Origin of the sequence: Streptomyces sp. NPDC007346, assembly GCF_040703535.1 — a bacterium.
Classification (GTDB): Bacteria; Actinomycetota; Actinomycetes; order Streptomycetales; family Streptomycetaceae; genus Streptomyces.
The window spans coordinates 25,584-44,404 of sequence record NZ_JBEYKR010000050.1; the positions used below are offsets into that span (position 1 = coordinate 25,584).

Annotated in this window: 24 protein-coding genes, 3 tRNA genes and 1 pseudogene; 6 read left to right on the forward strand and 22 right to left on the reverse strand. The window is 71.3% G+C overall.

Annotated elements, in window-relative coordinates:
• Positions 1-26 precede the first annotated feature (26 nt).
• The 17 genes from AB0917_RS15710 to AB0917_RS15790 all read right to left on the reverse strand — a co-directional run bounded on the left by AB0917_RS15710 (position 27) and on the right by AB0917_RS15790 (position 8,432).
• Complete coding sequence (locus tag AB0917_RS15710; RefSeq protein WP_366820087.1) at positions 27-347, reverse strand: hypothetical protein; 321 nt, start codon at positions 345-347, stop codon at positions 27-29.
• A gap of 67 nt (positions 348-414) precedes the next feature.
• Positions 415-945: a hypothetical protein gene (locus tag AB0917_RS15715; protein ID WP_366820088.1), complete on the reverse strand. Its 531-nt coding sequence runs from the start codon at positions 943-945 to the stop codon at positions 415-417.
• Between the two features lie 123 nt (positions 946-1,068).
• The gene (locus AB0917_RS15720) at positions 1,069-1,233 is read right to left on the reverse strand and encodes a hypothetical protein (protein ID WP_366820089.1); all 165 of its coding nucleotides are present in this window, start codon (positions 1,231-1,233) and stop codon (positions 1,069-1,071) included.
• Positions 1,234-1,245: 12 nt separating this feature from the next.
• Positions 1,246-1,467: a helix-turn-helix domain-containing protein gene (locus tag AB0917_RS15725; RefSeq protein WP_366820090.1), complete on the reverse strand. Its 222-nt coding sequence runs from the start codon at positions 1,465-1,467 to the stop codon at positions 1,246-1,248.
• A gap of 2 nt (positions 1,468-1,469) precedes the next feature.
• Complete coding sequence (locus AB0917_RS15730; protein ID WP_366820091.1) at positions 1,470-1,721, reverse strand: hypothetical protein; 252 nt, start codon at positions 1,719-1,721, stop codon at positions 1,470-1,472.
• Complete coding sequence (locus tag AB0917_RS15735) at positions 1,678-2,040, reverse strand: WhiB family transcriptional regulator (protein ID WP_366820092.1); 363 nt, start codon at positions 2,038-2,040, stop codon at positions 1,678-1,680. Before AB0917_RS15735 ends, AB0917_RS15730 begins: the two co-directional genes overlap by 44 nt.
• Positions 2,040-2,363 (reverse strand): hypothetical protein, encoded by a 324-nt coding sequence (locus AB0917_RS15740; protein ID WP_366820093.1) that lies wholly within the window; start codon positions 2,361-2,363, stop codon positions 2,040-2,042. The genes AB0917_RS15735 and AB0917_RS15740 overlap by 1 nt, the downstream gene beginning before the upstream one ends.
• Positions 2,360-2,788, reverse strand: coding sequence for a hypothetical protein (locus AB0917_RS15745; RefSeq protein ID WP_366820094.1), 429 nt, complete (start codon positions 2,786-2,788; stop codon positions 2,360-2,362). The genes AB0917_RS15740 and AB0917_RS15745 overlap by 4 nt, the downstream gene beginning before the upstream one ends.
• A complete protein-coding gene (locus AB0917_RS15750) occupies positions 2,785-3,360 on the reverse strand; it encodes a Holliday junction endonuclease (protein ID WP_366820095.1) in 576 nt (191 codons plus the stop codon). Before AB0917_RS15750 ends, AB0917_RS15745 begins: the two co-directional genes overlap by 4 nt.
• The gene (locus tag AB0917_RS15755; protein ID WP_366820096.1) at positions 3,360-4,112 is read right to left on the reverse strand and encodes a hypothetical protein; all 753 of its coding nucleotides are present in this window, start codon (positions 4,110-4,112) and stop codon (positions 3,360-3,362) included. Before AB0917_RS15755 ends, AB0917_RS15750 begins: the two co-directional genes overlap by 1 nt.
• Complete coding sequence (locus tag AB0917_RS15760; RefSeq protein WP_366820097.1) at positions 4,109-4,408, reverse strand: hypothetical protein; 300 nt, start codon at positions 4,406-4,408, stop codon at positions 4,109-4,111. Before AB0917_RS15760 ends, AB0917_RS15755 begins: the two co-directional genes overlap by 4 nt.
• Positions 4,405-5,130, reverse strand: coding sequence for an exonuclease domain-containing protein (locus AB0917_RS15765; protein ID WP_366820098.1), 726 nt, complete (start codon positions 5,128-5,130; stop codon positions 4,405-4,407). The genes AB0917_RS15760 and AB0917_RS15765 overlap by 4 nt, the downstream gene beginning before the upstream one ends.
• A gap of 99 nt (positions 5,131-5,229) precedes the next feature.
• A complete protein-coding gene (locus AB0917_RS15770; protein ID WP_366820099.1) occupies positions 5,230-6,213 on the reverse strand; it encodes a recombinase RecT in 984 nt (327 codons plus the stop codon).
• A gap of 3 nt (positions 6,214-6,216) precedes the next feature.
• Positions 6,217-7,281 carry a lambda-exonuclease family protein gene (locus AB0917_RS15775; protein ID WP_366820100.1) on the reverse strand — a complete coding sequence of 355 codons (1,065 nt, stop codon included), beginning with the start codon at positions 7,279-7,281 and terminating at the stop codon, positions 6,217-6,219.
• Positions 7,278-7,781, reverse strand: coding sequence for a hypothetical protein (locus AB0917_RS15780; RefSeq protein ID WP_366820101.1), 504 nt, complete (start codon positions 7,779-7,781; stop codon positions 7,278-7,280). Before AB0917_RS15780 ends, AB0917_RS15775 begins: the two co-directional genes overlap by 4 nt.
• Positions 7,781-7,981 carry a hypothetical protein gene (locus AB0917_RS15785; protein ID WP_366820102.1) on the reverse strand — a complete coding sequence of 67 codons (201 nt, stop codon included), beginning with the start codon at positions 7,979-7,981 and terminating at the stop codon, positions 7,781-7,783. Before AB0917_RS15785 ends, AB0917_RS15780 begins: the two co-directional genes overlap by 1 nt.
• A 208-nt stretch (positions 7,982-8,189) precedes the next feature.
• Entirely contained in the window at positions 8,190-8,432 is a 243-nt protein-coding gene (locus AB0917_RS15790; RefSeq protein ID WP_366820103.1) for a helix-turn-helix transcriptional regulator, read from the reverse strand.
• Between the two features lie 190 nt (positions 8,433-8,622).
• On the opposite strand from AB0917_RS15790, the gene AB0917_RS15795 reads away from it, so the two are divergent.
• Together AB0917_RS15795 and AB0917_RS15800 are read left to right on the forward strand one after the other, a co-directional pair.
• Positions 8,623-9,081 carry a helix-turn-helix transcriptional regulator gene (locus AB0917_RS15795; protein WP_366820104.1) on the forward strand — a complete coding sequence of 153 codons (459 nt, stop codon included), beginning with the start codon at positions 8,623-8,625 and terminating at the stop codon, positions 9,079-9,081.
• Positions 9,082-9,310: 229 nt separating this feature from the next.
• Positions 9,311-9,994 carry a hypothetical protein gene (locus tag AB0917_RS15800; protein WP_366820105.1) on the forward strand — a complete coding sequence of 228 codons (684 nt, stop codon included), beginning with the start codon at positions 9,311-9,313 and terminating at the stop codon, positions 9,992-9,994.
• Positions 9,995-10,146: 152 nt separating this feature from the next.
• On the opposite strand, the gene AB0917_RS15805 is transcribed toward AB0917_RS15800, so the two are convergent.
• The 3 genes from AB0917_RS15805 to AB0917_RS15815 form a co-directional block, all read right to left on the reverse strand.
• A tRNA-Ile gene (locus AB0917_RS15805) sits at positions 10,147-10,220 on the reverse strand.
• 235 nt (positions 10,221-10,455) lie between these two features.
• Positions 10,456-10,528 (reverse strand) — tRNA-Asn (locus AB0917_RS15810).
• Positions 10,529-10,533: 5 nt separating this feature from the next.
• A tRNA-Asn gene (locus AB0917_RS15815) sits at positions 10,534-10,606 on the reverse strand.
• A gap of 182 nt (positions 10,607-10,788) precedes the next feature.
• Here AB0917_RS15815 and AB0917_RS15820 point away from each other — a divergent pair.
• The 4 genes from AB0917_RS15820 to AB0917_RS15835 all read left to right on the forward strand — a co-directional run bounded on the left by AB0917_RS15820 (position 10,789) and on the right by AB0917_RS15835 (position 16,691).
• A complete protein-coding gene (locus AB0917_RS15820; protein ID WP_366820110.1) occupies positions 10,789-11,091 on the forward strand; it encodes a YtxH domain-containing protein in 303 nt (100 codons plus the stop codon).
• A 60-nt stretch (positions 11,092-11,151) separates the two neighbouring features.
• The gene (locus AB0917_RS15825) at positions 11,152-12,606 is read left to right on the forward strand and encodes an FGGY family carbohydrate kinase (protein WP_366820106.1); all 1,455 of its coding nucleotides are present in this window, start codon (positions 11,152-11,154) and stop codon (positions 12,604-12,606) included.
• A 423-nt stretch (positions 12,607-13,029) separates the two neighbouring features.
• A complete protein-coding gene (locus tag AB0917_RS15830; RefSeq protein WP_366820107.1) occupies positions 13,030-14,763 on the forward strand; it encodes an ABC transporter ATP-binding protein in 1,734 nt (577 codons plus the stop codon).
• Positions 14,763-16,691, forward strand: a complete 1,929-nt coding sequence (locus AB0917_RS15835) for an ABC transporter ATP-binding protein (RefSeq protein WP_366820108.1) — start codon at positions 14,763-14,765, stop codon at positions 16,689-16,691. Before AB0917_RS15830 ends, AB0917_RS15835 begins: the two co-directional genes overlap by 1 nt.
• 86 nt (positions 16,692-16,777) lie before the next feature.
• Here the strand turns inward: AB0917_RS15835 and AB0917_RS15840 are convergent, their stop codons facing one another.
• Positions 16,778-18,034 (reverse strand): sigma-70 family RNA polymerase sigma factor, encoded by a 1,257-nt coding sequence (locus AB0917_RS15840; RefSeq protein WP_366820109.1) that lies wholly within the window; start codon positions 18,032-18,034, stop codon positions 16,778-16,780.
• Between the two features lie 259 nt (positions 18,035-18,293).
• Positions 18,294-18,821: pseudogene (locus AB0917_RS15845) on the reverse strand (DNA primase); the annotation flags it as partial.

Here is an 18,821-nt window from a genome sequence, read left to right on the forward strand (position 1 = left end):
ACTCCCTGCCGCATCAGACCGCCCCCTCACTCGCGCCCCCGCCCCTTGAGCCGGTACGCGGACAGGTCCGCGACACCGGGCGGCAGGACACCCGGCCTCGCCGGCACCGCCGGAGGACGGCCGCGGCCTGGGCAGTTCGCGATGTGCGGCACGTGGAGCCGCTCCCACCCCATGAGCGGCATCTCCGCTGACGGGCGTCGGGAGCGGCGCGTGCCGGTCCCGTCCCGGTAGACGGCCGCGTTGCCTTCGGGTGAGGGCTCGGGGTCGACGGCGAGCCGCTTGCCGGCCTCCGTGATCGTCCAGAGCACTTCGCGGCGGCAGTCGGCGCAGATCGAGGTGGTGCGCACCTGCGTCCTTCCCAGGGCGGTCCCCCCTCGCCGACCAAGTCAGTTGTCGGCGAGGGGACTTACGCGGTCAGCGGTCGTTGCGGGGGCGGCTGCTGCGTGCGTCTAGCAGCGCTCTGCCCTCGGCCAGGAGCCTCTGTACGGTGCCGTACGGCAAGCCCTGTTTCCGGACGAGCTCGAGGACCGGTGTCCCGGCTTTGCGGCGCTTGACCAGGTCGAGGGCCAGAGCGTGGCGGGCGGCCTCTTCCGCCGTGGTGGGCGGGCGCCGGCCACCGGGCGGGTTGCCCTGGGGGCGGATCGTGGCGCCGCCCTCGTGCAGGAGCTTCCCGATCGTGGCCTTGGAGACCTCGTACGTCTCGGCCAGCGCCCGGATGGTGGCGCCGTCGTCGTACTCCTGGCTGACCTGGCGGGCCAGCGCGAGCCGGGCCGCGACCTTCTCCTCCCGCTCCCGCGCCGGGCGGGGCCTGGGCCGGGCGCGTCCGGGCACTTTGGCGTACGGGGGGCGGATCTCGACGCGTGCCTCGATCAGGAGACTCCGCACCTTGGCATCGCTGATGCCGTGGGCAGCGGCAACCTCACTGATGGTGGCGCTCTGGTACATGACAGCGACTTGGTGGGACAGGGCGATACGCGCAAGTTCCCTCATCCGACGGCGAGTTGCCGGGCTGTCGGGTCGGGATCGGATCAGGGTGGGGGACGTCATGGGGGTGGTCCTCCGGTCGGGTCAGAAGGGGAAGAGGTCGAGGAGCACGTCGCCGAACCACACGAGGACGGCGACGACCAGGCCGACGGCCCACCACCAGGGCGGGGCGGTCGTGATGGCGTACGTGATGCCAGACGCGATGGCACCGAGGCCAGCGCCGAGCAGGAAGCGAGTAACGGGATCCACGGGGTTGGGTGTTCAGCGGCGGGATCCGCCGCGCGGGCGCAGCGTCACGCCCGCCTCCAGCAGCAGCACCCGGGCAGTCCCGTAGGACAGGCCTGCGCTCTCGGCCACGGCCCGCACCGAGGCGCCGGCGACGTACTCCGCTGCGATCTTCCAGCCGGTCTCCGTCCGCTTGTCGCCCTTCAGCCGGGCCCGGTACTTGGTCGTCAGCCTCGCGGCCGGTGCAGTCGTACTCACGGTCAAGTCCCTTCGGTCATACGCTCGTTCTCGTACGCGGCGGCCTGGTCCCGGATCTGCTCCCGGATCGCCGCCTCCGCGCAGGTCTTGTGCGACGGGTGCCGCCCGGAGTCCCGCAGATTCGTCAGCCCGCCGCAGTACCGGCAGGGCCGGGCCTGCTGGGACCAGTGCGTGGACGCCGTCCAGTCCAGGAACCCGGTCGGCGGCGGGTCAGGCCGCTGCCGCTGCCTGCGCCTGCGCCTGCGCCCTGGCATCGACGGCCCCCTCCTCGCCGGGCGGGTCATCGCCAGTGCCATGGAGCAGCCGCGCCCGGTCGTCCTCGTCCAGCCCGCCCCACACGCCCCACCGCTCGCCGCGCTCCAGCGCGTCGACCAGACAGGGATGGACGACCGGGCACGTCCGGCAGACCGCCTTGGCCGCGGCGGTCATCGCCAGGACCTCGGCCGCCTGGCCCTCCGGGAAAAAAATCTGCGGGGCCTCGTGCTCCCGGCAGGCCGCCGCCCGGTCCCAGTGCTCCGGGCGGGGTGTGACGTCGTGGCGGGTGTCGGGCCAGTACCGGCCGGGGCGCGGCATCAGCGCGCTCCTCTCTCGTCGTGTCCGGGCAGGTCCGGACAGGTGTCGGCGGACACGTCCGGGCACGTGTCCGCGCAGGTCAGTGCAGGTGCCCCGGCCGGGTCCACGCTGGTGTCCACACCGGGGCGGACACTGGTCCGGGCAGATGTCCACGCTGGTGTCCGCGAGGTGCGGTGACGCCCGGAGGGCCGGTACCTCCACACCAGAGCGACGGCGACCGTGGCGAGGAGGGCCAGGAGCACCGGCCCCCAGATGTGCCCCGTGACCACGGCGAGGAGCACCGCGTCCGCGACGGCCACGCAGACGTCGACCACGACCGTCACGTGCTGCCGCCCCTCGCGCGCCGCTGCTCCCGCAGCAGCCAGTCCTCCAGATGGGCACCGGCCACACACCCCGGAAAGTCGCACCCCGGGGCCGCGTTGCCCTCCGGGTCCCGCCCGTGGTGGACGCGGAACACGTACCGGTACGCGGTCTGCGTCTCGGCCCCCAACCGCAGGAGCGGCGTACCCGTACGCGACACCGGGCCCAGCCACTCCACGTGCCCGCCGTCGACGGCCACCGTCCGGGCGACGAACGCCTCCGGCCACGACTCGTAGCTGCGGCGACGGCCACGCCGGTACGGGGGGATACCGGCCGCGGCCCGGACCCGGCGCACCCGCTCCGCCCCGCACCCCAGATCGCGGGCCACCGCGACGTTGGACAAGCCGACGTCGTCCAGGGCCGCGGCGATCTCCTCGGCGCTGATCACCGGCCGACCTCCGGCCACTTCACCTTGTCCAGCCGGTCCCGCTGTGCCTTGGGCAGCTCCACCGGTGAGGCACCAAGACGGTCCAGCCCTGCCACCCACAGCCACCAGGCATCGCACTGGTTGTCGTCCGGGAACTCCCGGGCAGCCCGCTTGTACGCGGCCATGACCATGGCCGTCTTGTCGCCATTGCCCTTGCCCGTGGCGTACACCTTGAGCGTCGCCGCCGTCACCAGGGCGTACGGCACACCAGCCTCCAGCAGCACGGACCTGACCACGCCGTGCACCATGCTGATCGGCTTGGCCGCGAAGGAGTTCTGAGGGATGTCCTCCAGGACCACCAGGTCGGGAGCGGGCCCCAACCCCAGGTGCTCGCCGCCGACCGCGATGCGCGCGGCCTCTGCGATCTGAAGGAGGCGCCGGTCGCCGTCCGCCGACCTGGTCTTGACGGTGGTGGTGGTGCCGTCGCGATAGGCAATGCCGGACGCGGTCAACGACAGATCGAACGCCACCACGGCCGGCGGGGACGGCTTCACCGGAGCGGACTCCGGCTCGAACAGGGGGAAGGTATCCATCACGCTTCACCTCCGGCCGGGGCGCCGTCCACGCACCCCGACTCGTCCCGCCCCTGGACGGCGGGCGATGGTCGATCCGCCTCGCCCTCTCCCGATGCGGGGAGCGGCGGAGCGACCACGATGTCCGTGAGGACCACGTCATCGGCCTCCAGCGCCCCGCAGTTGGCGGTGGCCTCCAGCAGCCGGCCAGGCAGCTCCTCGGCCTTGAGCTGGGTGGCGCCGACGAGCTGGTTGAGCAGGACGGTCACGCCGTCCGTCAGGCTCCAGCCCACGACGACGACCCGGGCCGTACCGGTGGCGACGTCGACCGTCTCGACCTGGACCGGGGTCGTGGATCGCAGCTCGGTCAGCGTCGTGAGGTACACGACGCCCAGCTCGGTGATGACCGGCCGGGAATCCACGAAAGCCACGTACCGGAGGAGAGCGAGCGTGTTGACCTGCTCGGCGTAGTCCGCGACGTCCTCGCCGGCCGCGACCGCGCGCAGCGTCGCCTCTACGTCCACGGCCAAGGGGTGCTGGGTGGCGCGCATCGTGACGCGCAGCCGCCCGGCCCTCCAGGCCGCCGTGCCCCTGGTCTCCTCCGAGGAGCACGGGCAGCCACTCACGGTGCTGCGGGTGTCCTCGCTCGTGAGACCGAAGCACTCCAAGATCGAGGACGCGCCCTTCACGCACAGATTGACCGTGCAGCACGTGCAGTTGGGACAGTCAGCCTGTGCCGGCCGCACGTACTCCGGCTCGAACGGCTCGCTCATGTCTGGACTCCAGGGGTGTCATGGCCGCAGCTCCAGCAGCGCCGGGACCCATCAGCCCGGTACGCGTGCGGCGTCGTGTGCTGCTCGATCTGGCAGTGGTCCATGTCCAGGGCGTCGACCTCGCCGTCGGCGAACCGGACCGCGAGCACGTCCCCCTCGTCCGGGCCGGTCTCCGCGTGCGCCTGGTCCACCGGCCCGTCCAGCCCTCGCACGGCCTGCGCCCAAAGCGCGGAAGCGGCCGCTAGCAGGATCACGACGACAGCGGTCGGGACAGTCAGCAGTGCGAAGAGAGTCACCAGGGGCCGCCCGTCCTGGGAGCCGGGATCAGCGGCCACTCCAGGCGAACTCCGGCGGCCCACTCCGTCTTGCCTTCGGTCCGGGCGAAGTAGGCGCGCAGCCCCTCTGCCTGCTCACGTGCCCACTCGATCTGCTCGTGGTGGAGCGCGTCCAGGTCGAGCCGGGACAGCCACCGGTACCGGGCACCGATCTTCCACGTCACGGCGCACGCTGCGATCGCGTCAGCCTGGGCGGTGTGCGCGTCATCGAGCTGGACCACGTAGTGCTGGCACAGGTCGGTCAGCGTGCGCCCGCCCTTGCGGTACCGGTCCACCCGCTTGTCCAGCACACGAGGGTCCAGCACCCGGGGAGTCACACGGTCGACCAGCGGGCGCACGCCGTGCCTGCGAGCCTCGCGGTCGAGCATGGTCAGGTCGAACTGCGCGTTCATCGCCACGATCGGGACGCCTTCGGTGACGGCCGCGGCCAGCACGGTGGTGATCTCCTCGACCACCACGGCGGGGGGCCGCCCGTGCTCCTGGGCGTGGGCGCTCGTCACGCCGTGCACGCCCGTCGCGTCCTCTGGGATCTCCACCCCGGGGTTGGCCAGCCAGGACCGGCCGGTGGTGGGCGACCCGCCGCCGTAGCGGACGGCGGACGCGGTCACGATGCGGTCCGTCTCCGGATCGATGCCGGAAGTCTCAAGGTCGAAGCCGCAAAAGGGCTTTCGGTGCCAGCTCACGCCGTACTCACCTTCTGGTGCTGGGGAAAGAGGTCTGCGCCGCCCCGACAGCTCGTCGGGGCGGCGTGCGCCCTGCCCCCCCGGGGGCAGGGCGATCACTCAGCGGCGACGGCCGCCCCGCTGCTTCTTGGGCTTGGACCGGCCGCGCTTCCCGCCGCCCTTCACCGGCAGCGCCACCGACCCGGGCCGGGCCGGGTCCTGGGTGGCCTCGGCCGCACGGTGCGCACGCACCGCATCCGCGACGAGGAACGAGGACTCCGGGTCCGGGGCCAGGAGGATCTGGGACTTGCCCGCCTCGCCGGCGTCGTCGATCGCGCCGAGCGCGCGCAGCTCCGCGCTGGTCGGCACGACCTTCTCCAGCCGCCGGATGGCCGACTTCTTCCACATGTCCAGGAAGTGGGTGTGCCAGAACGAATCCAGCGTGCCCGTCTCCTGCGCGCGCCGGTACGCGTCGCTGTACTGGTCGCGGATCTCCTCGGCGTCCTCACGGCTGAGGACCACCACCTGAGACCGCGCCCCGCCCTTGAGCCAGCAGAACGCATAGGCCAGGATCGGCGCCCCGCGCTGCGCCTTCGGCAGGTCCGGCCGCGGCCGGTGGGTGAAGTCCAGCGGGGCCGGGGCGGTGGGCTCGAACGACCACTCGTCGTTCTCGTGAACCATCCCGACGTGCACGGAGTCGACCCGGCCGGACCGGTACATCAGCTCCACGTAACCCCGGTACGTCGGGACCAGCGTGGCAACGTTCCCGGACGCCGTGATGACGGCCTGCTGTCCGTCCGGCACCAGGCCGAGCCGGGCGCAGGTCAGCAGGGCCTGGAGCTGGCTCGCCGGGGTGCAGCGGGTCAGCGTCGGCAGGACGCTGCGCACGGCGGCGAAGAACGCCGAGGTGTCGACGTGGGAGGGCAGGGCCTCCGCGAAGTGCTCCTCATACCGGCGCAGGAACTCCATCGTGCCCGCGTCCGGCTCGATCGCCTCGACGCTGTCCGGCGTCCGGTCGTGCTGGACGTCGTCCAGGGCCGGGCCGCGCCCGGTGGGCTTGCTCTCGGTGGCCGCCTTCACGCGGTCCTTGAGGCTGGTCGCCATGGGTCACAGCTCCTTCGCCGGGACGCGCAGCACGCGGGCCCGGAAAGCGGTGTAGAGGTCGGGGTGCTCTTCCTTGAGCCGGTCGACGTCCAGCTCCTCGACCACGCGGGTCAGCTCGGCAGCCAGCTCCGGGTGCGCCTCGCGGAACTTCTTCGCGGCGAAGTTGCCGTTCTGCTTCCAGGACCAGGCCACGGCGTTGCCGACCTTCGCGACCTCGGCGGCCTCGTTCGCGAGCCTCATTTCGTTCTCGACCGTGGTCAGCGCGGTGTCCAGAGCCTTGATCTCCGCCTTGAGGCGGGCACGGTCGGCGCGCAGCTCGATCGCGCGGGCGCGGTCCACGTCCACGATGTCGTCGGGCTTCGCGGTCCACAGGCGGCCCAAGAGGTCCTTCGTGGCCTCCAGCCCATCCGCCGGCGGCGGGAATCCCTCCACCACGTGCTTCTGGTACCAGGTGCCGCAGTGCTCGGTGAGGTAGCCGATCAGCTCCTCGTCGCGCTCCAGCCGGTGGTACCTCAAGCGGTTGCCGCCGATGAGGGCGGTCACCCACGCGTAGTCCCAGCCGCCGACCGCCATATACCAATGGGCCTGGATCGCCGGGGAGTCGGGGACGCCGTCCTCCCAGTCGTCGGCCTGGTACTCGCTGCGGTTCTTGCACTCGACCGGGGCCACCACGGCGCCGGTCTCGTCCAGGGCGTAGCGGTCGACGTTGGCGAGCATCCACGCGTGCTCGGTGTGGACGAGGGTGCCGGGCGGGGTGACGATCTCGACCCCGGACCGGCGGGAGAACGAGCGGGCGATGACGTCCTCCAGCTCCCGGCCGAACTCCATCGCTTCGCTATCGCCCTCGACGTCCCGGCCGTGCTTGGCCTCGAACACGTGCCGAGGACCACGCCACTTGTCCAGGCCGAGGATCGCGGCGACGTCGGACCCGCCGATCCCGGACCGGCGTACGGCGTGCCACTGCTCCTCGGAGGCGTCGGCGGGGAGCAGCAGGCGGGCGGTCGGCGCGTCGGGCCGACCGGCGGCCGGGGCCTGGACCCCGGACCGCTCGGTGGTGGTGATGGTCACGCGTAGTCCTTCGGGGTCGGGTTCGTACGGATGGAGGCAGCGGGCTGGTTCAGCTCGACCAGGTAGTCGGCGGCCTGCCGGGCCGACATGTGGCCCCGGCGGACGCGGAGTTCGGTGAGCACCAGCTCGGCGGCGCGCTCGTAGCCGTGCTCCGCCAGGAGGCGGGCGGCCTGCTTCGCGTGCATGGAACGGCGGGCCTCGGCCGCCTTCCTGATGAGCGTGGCCGGTCCGGCGGTCGCGTCGGCGGGCCGGGCCCGGGGCACGTACCGCACCCACAGGGCGTAGTCCTCCTCGGACGGAACGGCCTGCGCCTCGAACTGGCCAACCGGCACGTACGCGGGGAACGTCGGGGTACCGCGCTCGATCTCACGGGCCGTGCTCCGCGCGCTGTCGCCCGAGGGGTAGAGGCCGGCGAGGACCCACATCCCGGGCTGCTCGCGGGCGGCGTCGGCCGCCGCCGGGTGGTCCGACTGGGCGCGGTAAGGCGATCCGATAGCCATTACGTGTCGCTCCTCTGCCCGGGGATGGTGGACAGGGCGGCGCGGGCGGCAAGCTGGGAGGGGTGGCGCAGTGCCGCGCAGTGGCGGCAGTCCGTCCCGTGATCTTCCTCGTGGGGCACGGTGGTGGTCCGGTAGGCGACCACGGAGGCCACCAGGAGGATGAAGCAGGCGGCCATCCCGGTCAGGATGAGTGCGCTCACTGGGCACCCCCGGCCGGGGGCTGCGGGCTAGGCTGTGTTCTCACGGTCCCTCGATTCACTGGTGGTTGAGGTGACTAGTGCGGGGCGGGGCTGCGTGGACCCGGCATGGTCCGTGCAGTCCCGTCCGGCCGTCAGGCGGCCGGAAGCGCCTTCGTCGGTGGGTTCGAACTCGCCACGTTCGGCAAGGAGTTGGGGCGCTCGACGCCCTTCACCTCCCGGCCCTGCCGCTCGCCCGCCCCGGACGGGGCGCTGCGGCGGGGGCCTCCAAGCTGACGACCGGGCAGTTGAGCGCGGATGCGAACTTGATGAGGTTCGCCGGGGTCGCGTTGCGTCGCCCGGCCTCGATGTCGCACAGCAGCTGCTCGCTGATTCCGCACTGTTTGGCCAGGGACCTTTTCGTGAGCCCCGCCTTCTCGCGGGCGAACGTCAGGGCCTCCGGCGCATGGTTCATAGGGGCACCCTTGGGGCGCCGCTTGAGCGGGTGGTTCATGGTCGAAAAGTAGCGCGTAGTAGCGCGTAGCGCAAGGAAGCGCGTAGTAGGTGGCGCCTCCGGCGCGTAGTTACGCGTTCATGCGCCCTTAATCCGCCAAGCGCCTGCGCCCCCTGGCAGCGCAGCGCGTAGTTATGCGAAGCTGCTAGCCATGAATGACCAGTCGCGACCAGAGCCCCCCACCGAGGCCGCGCTCATCGCAAGAGCCCAGAAGAGATCCGGACTCTCCGGCCGCAAGGCCGCATCACTGGCCGGCATCAGCGATGCCAGATGGCGGCAGATCATCCACGGGTACCAGACCATCAGCGGCACGCGCCTGCCCGTGTCCGCACCGGATGGCACGCTCGCCCGCATGGCGAGCGTCGTCGGCGTCACCCCGGACCAGCTCCGCGAAGCGGGGCGACCGGACGCAGCCGACGAGCTGGAGCAGATGACCCCACCAGCCCCGCCACGGCCGGCGGGGCAGTACACCCCGCCCCTGGACGCGATCACCGCGATCATGGCCTCCCTGTCCGTCGAGGAGCAGGCGGAGGTCATCCGGCGCCTCGGCCACGACGCGACACACCCGCAGGAGGGAGAGCCCGAACACCAGCACCGTAGAGCCGGATAGCCCATGTCACGGAAAGGTCACGAAGTGGCTTAAACCTGAACAAGCCTCGCCAGGCGCGCAAACATCCACATCAGTAATTGATCCCGCGAACAAAGCAAAAGGGGCTGATGTGGCAGACGTAGCGCTTGTGCTACTAGCCGGGGTACTGGGTGCCGTGGTCCTGGCGGTCGTACTGCTCCATCGAGCGCAGACGAGAGACCGGAAGATCATCGCCCAGCTCAACGCACAATTGGCAGCACAGAAAATCGCCGCGCTCACACAGCGCGGGCCGATCTCCCTACCGGCACCAGAACCGGAACCGGCCCGCCGGAAACGCCACCTGGCCCTCTACCTGGGTGGCGGCCTCGCTGCTTTCCTCGCGTCCCTCGGCAGCCAGGCCCGCACCGCCTGGACACACCACCGCGCCGCCACCGCCACCGTCACGGCAGCGGCCGCCTCCGTCGCCGTCGCCGGAGCCTTCGCCCTCACCTCCACGAGCGACGCCTCCACCCCGTCGACCGCACCCCCCACGGCCACCCCCCCGGGCCACTCAGCGGCACCCCAGGCCGCAGCGGCAGACAGCGACGACGAGCACCCCATGCTGGACGCTGCCGACTTCGGCCCCGCCGCGCAGGCCGCGACCGCAGAGGCCGGCACCATCAGCCCGGCGCCACCCCTCCCCGCCAGCACGCCAGCGCCCCCACACTCCACGCAGGCCGAGCCGACGCCCGACCCCTCCCCCGAGGCTCCGCCAGACCAGGACGAGGAAGCCGACATCGGCGAGACGCTCACGCCCACACCCTCCCCGCCCCCCGTCAGCCACACCCCCACCCCCTGGCCCACGAGCGACCAGGCACAGCCGCCCAAAGTCCCGGACATCTGTGACGGCCTCGGCGTGAAGGTGCCCCACCTGCTGAACCTCTGCCTCCGGTAGCAGCTCGCAGACGGCACGCCCGCGCGACCCGCCTGACACCTCGGGCGAGCAGCGGGCGAGCAGATGATCTTGGAGAGACACAAAAGGCCCCCGCCGCAGCGGGGGCCCAGTCGTTTTCCCAGGTCAAACAGGTGAACCGTTACAGCTCGAAGTGGGGCGGGTGGGACTCGAACCCACGGCCGACGGATTATGAGTCCGTTGCTCTAACCGGCTGAGCTACCGCCCCGTCTCGGCGTGGCGCGTACAAGTGTGCGCACCGTCTGCCGCAGCATAGCCGGTCATACGATCTCTCGCTCCGGATGGCCGACTTCGCCTGATCTTGAGGACGGCGCTGCGTGCTGCCCGGTTGCAGGGGCGGCCGAGGAGACCCGAAAGAGTCACCCCGGGGCCCCTCGGGCACCCCGCACCCGGCATCGGCCGGGCACGCGAAAGAGGACCCCTAAGGGCCCTCTTCCGTTCCGCTCCCCCGACTGGACTCGAACCAGTAACCCTCCGGTTAACAGCCGAATGCTCTGCCAATTGAGCTACAGGGGATCGCGCTCCCCCGACTGGACTCGAACCAGTAACCTGCCGGTTAACAGCCGGCTGCTCTGCCAATTGAGCTACAGGGGATTGCTGCGTTGCCTCGAAATCGTACCTGCCTGGCGGCTGCCGGGCGGCGCGCGTTCGCTGCGACACATACATTAGCGCAAGCAGGGGGGTGCTCCGCCAATCGGTATCGCCCGGGGTGATCTCGGGTGCTCGCGGGTAGGCGGGCTGCACACGTCGCACCAAGCGTAGGAAGGGTGGCAGCCATGCGGTACCGGCTCACGTTCATCGCCGGAGTGGCCCTCGGTTACGTGCTCGGCACGCGAGCCGGGCGCGAGCGTTACGAGCAGCTGAAGAAGTCGGCCCGGCAGTTCACGGAGAACCCCGCCGTCCGCAACGCCGCCGAGAGTGCCGCGCACAGCGGCCGGGACATCGCCGGCAAGGCGTACCACTCGGTCAGCGACAAGGTCGGGGACAGGGTGCCCGCCTCCGTGGCCGATCGGGTCCGGTCGCTGCGGGACCGCAGCAGCCAGAACGGCGAGGACGACTGGGGGACCACCAACACCTAGAAGCCCCACCGGGTGGGGCGGCGGTTACGGGAATGTCCCGCGGTGCGGCAGAATCTGTGTATGGGCATAGTCGCGGGGCTGGACAGTTCTTCCGCCTTCACTCACATCGTCGTCTGCGACGCCGACTCGGGCGCCGTGCTCCGGGAGGGGTACGCCGCCCACCCGGTCGAGGCCAAGGCCACCGAGGTCGATCCGCAGGCCTGGCTGCTCTCCCTCGGGGAGGCGGCCTCCGGCGGGCTGCTCGAAGGGGTGCAGGCCATCGGCGTCTCCGCCCAGCAGCACGGGCTCGTGCCGCTGGACCGGCAGGGCAACCTCGTACGTCCCGCTCTGCTCGGCAACGACCGGCGGGCGCAGGTGGCCGCGGCCGATCTCGTCGACGCGCTGGGCGGGCGGCAGGCCTGGGCCGAGGCGGTCGGGGCCGTGCCGCAGGCCGCGCAGCCCGTGGCGAAGCTGCGGTGGCTGGCGCGGACCGAGCCGGAGAACGCGCAGCGGGTCGCCGCCGTCATGCAGCCGCACGACTGGCTCGTGTGGCAGCTGCTGGGCCGGCCCGCCCGGCGGACCACGGACCGGGGCGCCGCCTCGGGGACCGGCTACTGGTCGGCCGGGTCCGCCGCCTACCGGCCCGATCTGGTCGAGCTGGCCCTGGGGCACACGGCCGCGCTGCCCGAGGTGCTCGGCCCCGCCGACTCCGCCGGGATGACGCCCGAGGGGCTCCTGATCTCCGCCGGGACCGGCGAGACGATGGCCGCGGCCTTCGGGCTCGGGGTCGCGGTGGGCGACGCGGTGGTGTCGCTGGGGGCCTCCGGCTCCGTGATGGCGGTGCATCACGAGGCCCTCGCCGACCCCGACGGGATGATCACCTCCTTCGCCGACGCCACCGGGATGCACCTGCCGGTGGTCCATGTCTCCAATGCCGTACGCGCCCTGCGCGGCACCGCCGAGATGCTCGGCCTGGACGGGCTGGAGGAGCTCTCCGCGCTGGCCCTGAAGTCGACGCCCGGCGCCTCCGGGCTCGTACTCCTGCCGTACCTGGAAGGCGAGCGCACCCCGCAGCTCCCGCACACCGCCGGCACCCTCAGCGGGCTGCGGCGGGAGTCGATGAAGCCCGAGCACCTGGCGCGCGCCTCGTTCGAGGGGATGCTCTGCTCGCTGGCCGACGCCCTGGACGTCCTGCGCGGGCGGGGTGTGGAGGTGCGGCGCGTGTTCCTGCTGGGTGCGGCCGCCGAGCTGCCCGCCGTCCAGGCGCTGGCTCCGGCGGTGTTCGGCACTCAGGTCGTCGTGCCGCAGCCCGCCCAGTACGCGGCGCTCGGCGCGGCCCGGCAGGCCGCGTGGGCGCTCGGGGCGGCGCAGGGCTCCCTCGACCCGCGCACCCCCCCGGCCTGGCAGGGTGCGGCCGCCCAGGTGCTGGAGCCGGGCGAGGAGCTGGCGATCGGGCGTGCGGTGCGTCAGCAGTACGGGGCGACGCGGGATCAGATCCATCCCGGGGCGTTCGGCGGGGGCCGGCCGGCGGAGTGACGTCCGGGCACCTCACCTGGGGAGTGGGTCGCCTGGGTCACTTCACCTAGGGCGGTGGGGTGCCCTGGTCACCTCACCCGGGGCGGTGGGGTGTGGCGGTGGGGGCGCGTGTCCTCGTACGTGTGCTCCGGGGTGATCCCGCGGGCGTGGGGCGTGCGCGTTCCCCTACGCGTACCCCGGAGTGATCCCGCGGGCATGGAGCGCGCGTGTTCCCGTGCGCGTACCCCCGGAGTGATCTCTCGGACGTGGGGCGCGCGTGGTCGCCCGTGCGCTCTCCGGTCCCGGACCGTGTCGTGCGCGCTCCGGTCCCGGACCGTGTCGCCCCAGCCTTGACCTGAGTTTGGGGAAAACGGTTCGCCTGCCGAGTACGGCGTACGCGAAACTTGGTCGGCCTCTGCCTTCCGCCGACTCCGAGAGACACGCGTGCTCATAAAACTCCTGCGGGCCCATCTGGGCCCGTACAAGAAACCCATCGTGCTGCTGGTCCTTCTCCAGCTGCTCCAGACCAGCGCCACCCTGTATCTGCCCAGCCTCAACGCCGACATCATCGACAACGGTGTCGTCAAGGGCGACACCGGCTACATCCTGGAGTTCGGCGGTCTCATGATCGCCGTCAGCGTTATCCAGGTGCTCTGCAACGTCGGGGCCGTCTTCTACGGTGCCCGGACCGCGTCGGCGCTGGGGCGGGACGTGCGGGGAGCCGTCTTCGACCGGGTGCAGTCGTTCTCGGCCCGGGAGCTCGGGCGGTTCGGGGCTCCCTCGTTGATCACCCGGACCACCAACGACGTCCAGCAGGTCCAGATGCTGGTGCTGATGGCGTTCACGCTGATGGTGTCGGCGCCGATCATGTGTGTCGGCGGCATCATCATGGCGCTCGGGCAGGACGTCCCGCTGTCGGCGGTGCTGCTGGCGGTGGTGCCGGTGCTCGGCATCGCGGTGAGCCTCATCGTGAAGAAGATGCGGCCGCTGTTCCGCACGATGCAGGAGCGGCTGGACACGGTGAACCGGGTGCTGCGCGAGCAGATCACCGGTAACCGGGTGATCCGGGCGTTCGTGCGCGACGGGTACGAGGAGAAGCGGTTCCGGGGGGCCAACACCGAACTCACCGATGTGTCGGTGGCCACCGGGCGGCTGATGGCGCTGATGTTCCCGACCGTCATGACGGTGGTCAACCTGTCGTCGATCGCGGTGGTGTGGTTCGGCGCGCACCGCATCGACAGCGGTGGGATGCAGATCGGTTCGCTGACCGCGTTCCTGGCCTATCTGATGCAGATCGTGATGGCCGTGATGATGGCCACCTTCATGTTCATGATGGTGCCGCGCGCCGAGGTGTGCGCCGAGCGCATCACGGAGGTGCTCGATACGGACTCCAGCGTGGTGCCGCCCCTCTCCCCCGTCACCGAGCTGCGCCGGCACGGGCATCTGGAGGTGCGGGGCGCGGAGTTCCGCTACCCGGGCGCCGAGGAGCCCGTACTGCGGGAGGTCGATCTGGTGGCGCGGCCCGGGGAGACCACCGCGATCATCGGGTCGACGGGGAGTGGGAAGTCCACGCTGCTCGGTCTCGTACCCCGGCTGTTCGATGTGACGGACGGCGAGGTGCTGGTCGACGGCGAGGACGTGCGGACGCTCGATCCGGTGCTGCTGGCGAAGACGGTGAGCCTGGTGCCGCAGAAGCCGTACCTCTTCTCGGGGACGGTGGCGACGAACCTGCGGTACGGGAATCCCGACGCCACCGACGAGGAGCTGTGGCACGCGCTGGAGGTGGCGCAGGCCAAGGGGTTCGTGGAAGGGCTGGAGCACGGGCTCGACGCGCCGATCGCGCAGGGCGGCACCAATGTGTCCGGCGGTCAGCGGCAGCGGCTCGCCATCGCCCGGACGCTGGTGCAGCAGCCGGAGATCTACCTCTTCGACGACTCGTTCTCGGCGCTGGACTACGCGACCGACGCGGCGCTGCGCGCGGCGCTGGCCCATGAGACGGCCGGGGCGACCGTGGTGATCGTGGCGCAGCGGGTCTCCACGATCCGCGACGCCGACCGGATCCTGGTGCTGGACGAGGGGCGGGTCGTGGGCAGCGGTACCCATCACGAGCTGATGGACGGCAATGAAACGTACCGGGAGATCGTGCTCTCCCAGCTGACGGAAGCGGAGGCCGCGTAATGGCCGGTCCGGGCGGACGAATGATGGCCGGGGGCGCGCCCACCGATCGGTCGATGGACTTCAAGGGGTCCAGCAAGCGGCTGCTGAGGCGGTTCGGCCGGGAGAAGGCGTCGCTGTATCTGATGCTGGGCGCGGTGACCATCAGCGTGGCGCTGTCGGTGGCCGGGCCGAAGATCCTCGGGAAGGCGACCGACCTGATCTTCGCCGGGGTGGTCGGCCGGCAGATGCAGGACGGCACCACCAAGGCGGAGGCGATCGAGGGGCTGCGCCGGGAGGGCAGCGGTTCGATGGCCGACATGCTCTCGGGGGTGGACTTCACCCCGGGCCGGGGCATCGACTTCGGCGCGGTGGGCAACGTCCTGCTGGCGGTCCTGGTGATCTACGTCGGGGCCGGGCTGCTGATGCTGGTCTCGACGCGGCTGTCGATCCGGGTGATCAACCGGATCGTCTTCCAGCTGCGGGAGGACCTCCAGACCAAGCTGGCGCGGCTGCCGCTGTCGTACTTCGACCGGGCCAAGCGCGGTGAGGTGCTCAGCCGGGCGACCAACGACATCGACAACATCTCGCAGACGCTCCAGCAGACGATGGGCCAGCTCATCAACTCCCTGCTGACCATCGTCGGCGTGCTGATCATGATGTTCTGGATCTCGCCGTTGCTGGCCCTGGTGGCGCTGGTGACCATCCCGCTGTCGGTGGTCGTGGCGACGCAGGTCGGCAAGCGGTCGCAGCCGCAGTTCGTGCAGCAGTGGCGGGTGACGGGGAAGCTCAACGCCCACATCGAGGAGATGTACACCGGGCACAACCTGGTGAAGGTCTTCGGGCGGCAGGAGGAGTCCGCGAGGGACTTCGCCGAGCAGAACGACGCGTTGTACGAGGCCGGGTTCAAGGCGCAGTTCGCCAGCGGGATCATGCAGCCGCTGATGATGTTCATCTCGAACATCAACTATGTGCTGGTGGCCGTCGTCGGTGGTCTGCGGGTCGCCTCGGGCACCCTGTCGATCGGTGACGTACAGGCGTTCATCCAGTATTCGCGGCAGTTCTCGATGCCGCTGACGCAGGTCGCCTCGATGGCGAACCTGGTCCAGTCCGGGATCGCGTCGGCCGAGCGGGTCTTCGAGCTGCTGGACGCCGAGGAGCAGGGCCCGGACCCGGAGGACGGTGAGCGTCCGAAGGAGCTGCTGGGGCGGGTCTCGCTGGAGAAGGTGTCCTTCCGCTACGACCCGGAGAAGCCGCTCATCGAGGATCTGTCGCTGAGTGTGGAGCCGGGGCAGACGGTCGCGATCGTCGGCCCGACCGGTGCGGGCAAGACCACGCTGGTCAACCTCCTGATGCGGTTCTACGAGGTGACCGGCGGGCGGATAGCGCTCGACGGGGTCGATGTGGCGCGGATGAGCCGGGACGACCTGCGGTCGCGGATCGGCATGGTGCTCCAGGACACCTGGCTGTTCGGCGGGTCGATAGCGGAGAACATCGCGTACGGCGCTGCGCGCGCGGTCACCCGGGAAGAGATCGAGGAGGCGGCACGGGCCGCGCACGCCGACCGCTTCATCCGGACGCTGCCCGACGGGTACGACTCGGTGATCGACGACGAGGGTTCGGGGGTCAGCGCGGGTGAGAAGCAGCTGATCACCATCGCGCGGGCGTTCCTCTCCGACCCGGTGATCCTGGTCCTGGACGAGGCCACCAGCTCGGTGGACACCCGGACCGAGGTGCTGATCCAGAAGGCGATGGCGCGCCTGGCCCACGGGCGTACCTCGTTCGTGATCGCGCACCGGCTCTCCACGATCCGGGACGCGGACGTGATCCTGGTGATGGAGAGCGGGTCGATCGTGGAACAGGGCACGCACGAGGAGCTGTTGGCGGCCGGCGGTGCCTATGCCCGGTTGTACGCCGCCCAGTTCGCGGAGGCGCTGGCGGAGGTGGACTGAGGCCGGGGTGCCGGCTGCCGCCTCGGTCGGTCTTGGCCAGTCGGTCCCTGGCCGGGGCGGTCCCGGGCCGAGGCGGTCCCGGTGGGTCAGTCGAGGTAGCCGCGGAGCTGGTCGGCGTAGGCGTGGTCCCGCAGTCTGCTGAGGGTCTTGGACTCGATCTGGCGGATGCGTTCGCGCGTCACGCCGAAGAGCCGGCCGATCTCCTCCAGGGTGCGGGGCCGCCCGTCGTCCAGGCCGTAGCGGAGCTGGACGACCTTGCGTTCGCGCTCGCCGAGGGTGGAGAGCACCGCGTCCAGGTGTTCGCGCAGCAGCAGGAAGGCGGCGGACTCCACGGGTGAGGCGGCGTCGCCGTCCTCGATGAGGTCGCCGAAGGAGACGTCGTCCTCCTCGCCGACGGGGGCGTGGAGGGAGACGGGCTCCAGGGCCAGGCGCAGCACCTCGGTGACCCGCTCGGGGGTCAGGTCGAGCTGGGCCGCGACCTCCTCGGCGGTGGGCTCGTACCCCTGCTCCTGGAGCAGGCGGCGCTGGACCCGGACCACACGGTTGATCAGCTCCACGACGTGGACGGGGACGCGGATGGTGCGGGCCTGGTCGGCCAGGGCGCGGGACATGGCCTGGCGGATCCACCACGTCGCGTACGTGGAGAACTTGTAGCCCCGGGCGTAGTCGAACTTCTCCACCGCCCGGATCAGGCCCAGGTTCCCCTCCTGGACCAGGTCGAGCATGGTCAGGCCGCGGCCCACGTACCGCTTGGCGACGGAGACGACCAGGCGGAGGTTGGCCTCGATGAGCCGGCGTTTGGCGGTGCGGCCCAGGACCACGAGCCGGTCCAGGTCGCCGGCGAGCCGGGAGTCCAGGTCCGGGGTGCTCGCGAGGCGCTCCTCGGCGAAGAGTCCGGCCTCCACCCGGCGGGCCAGCTCGACCTCGTCGGCGGCGGTGAGGAGCGGGATGCGGCCGATCTCCCGCAGGTACTGCCGGAAGAGGTCGGAGGTGGGGCCGCCGTTGTCCGTCCGGCTCCGGGCCTCGCGGGGTTCGGGGGCGTGCTCCGCTTCCTCCATGACGGCCTCGGGTGCGCTCAGGGCTGCCTCGGGCTCGCTCAGGGCCGCCTCGGGTGCGCTCGCGGGCAGGGCGTCGGCCGCGGTCTCCGGGAGGTCTCCCGGCAGGTTCTCCGGCGCGTTCTCCCGTGCGTTCTCCGGCGCGTTCTCCGGGAGACCTTCCGGGAGATTGTCCGGGGCGTTCTCCGGGGCGTTCTCCGGGAGGTTCTCCGGGTGGTGGACGGCCCGGTTCTGCACGGGAATCGCCGACATGTGCTCGGTCGTGGTCGTCACGGTCCGGGTCTGCACGGGGGCGACCTCCAGGTGATCGCTGCCGGATGACGGGATGGAGGTCCGCGCCGGGCCGTGTCGCCCTCGGGGGTGCCCCGCCGGCCGGTCGCGCTCGCGCTCCGATGACTCTGGCAGCCCCAGTGTGGGGTACGGCACAGGGTTGCCACGAGGGGCGTGCGGGGACTTTTTGATTCCGGTCGGTCACCGATCGGTTACTGGTCCCGGCGCGGTCGGCGGACCGCCCGCCCGTCTCCCCGTACAGCGGTCGGGAGAGCGCTCAGAGCGCGTCGGCGCCCCTCGCCCGCAGGGACTGCGCGTACTGCTGGAGCACCCAGACCTCGTTCTGCGCGGCGGCCAGGGCGTCGGGGGCCACATGGCTGCCGAGGCGGGCGAGGCTGCCCTGGACGTCGTCGATCCGGCGGTCGACGGCGCGCAGCCGGACCTGGACGAGCTGCACGCCGGCGTAGGTCTCGTCGATCGTCCTGCCGTGGAAGACCTCGACGGCGAGCTCGGTGACGAGGCTGCGCACGGTGTCGTCGGGGGCGGCGGCCATGACGGCGACCAGATACTCGCGGTCGTCACCGAGGCCCCGCTCGGCGCCGCCCGCCTCCTCGATGCACCGGCGCACCGCCGCGTAGGGCGGGGCCGTGAACTCGTCCACGCCGTACGCGTCGAAGGCCGGGGAGACCAGGGCGGGCTTCTGGAGGGCGGCGTGATCTACGGCCTGGTGTGTGCCCTGATCGGCATGTGTGCGCATGTGCTGCTGCCTGACCTGGGCAATGCCAACAATGCGTTTGCGGCGATC

Bases quoted from the DNA above. Each gene is read 5' to 3' on its own strand.
- AB0917_RS15715 (WP_366820088.1), bottom strand. From the start codon at position 945: ATGTACCAGAGCGCCACCATCAGTGAGGTTGCCGCTGCCCACGGCATC.
- AB0917_RS15730 (WP_366820091.1), bottom strand. From the start codon at position 1,721: ATGCCAGGGCGCAGGCGCAGGCGCAGGCAGCGGCAGCGGCCTGACCCG.
- AB0917_RS15735 (WP_366820092.1), bottom strand. From the start codon at position 2,040: ATGCCGCGCCCCGGCCGGTACTGGCCCGACACCCGCCACGACGTCACA.
- AB0917_RS15750 (WP_366820095.1), bottom strand. From the start codon at position 3,360: ATGGATACCTTCCCCCTGTTCGAGCCGGAGTCCGCTCCGGTGAAGCCG.
- AB0917_RS15755 (WP_366820096.1), bottom strand. From the start codon at position 4,112: ATGAGCGAGCCGTTCGAGCCGGAGTACGTGCGGCCGGCACAGGCTGAC.
- AB0917_RS15770 (WP_366820099.1), bottom strand. From the start codon at position 6,213: ATGGCGACCAGCCTCAAGGACCGCGTGAAGGCGGCCACCGAGAGCAAG.
- AB0917_RS15780 (WP_366820101.1), bottom strand. From the start codon at position 7,781: ATGGCTATCGGATCGCCTTACCGCGCCCAGTCGGACCACCCGGCGGCG.
- AB0917_RS15790 (WP_366820103.1), bottom strand. From the start codon at position 8,432: ATGAACCATGCGCCGGAGGCCCTGACGTTCGCCCGCGAGAAGGCGGGG.
- AB0917_RS15795 (WP_366820104.1), top strand. From the start codon at position 8,623: ATGAATGACCAGTCGCGACCAGAGCCCCCCACCGAGGCCGCGCTCATC.
- AB0917_RS15820 (WP_366820110.1), top strand. From the start codon at position 10,789: ATGCGGTACCGGCTCACGTTCATCGCCGGAGTGGCCCTCGGTTACGTG.
- AB0917_RS15825 (WP_366820106.1), top strand. From the start codon at position 11,152: ATGGGCATAGTCGCGGGGCTGGACAGTTCTTCCGCCTTCACTCACATC.
- AB0917_RS15835 (WP_366820108.1), top strand. From the start codon at position 14,763: ATGGCCGGTCCGGGCGGACGAATGATGGCCGGGGGCGCGCCCACCGAT.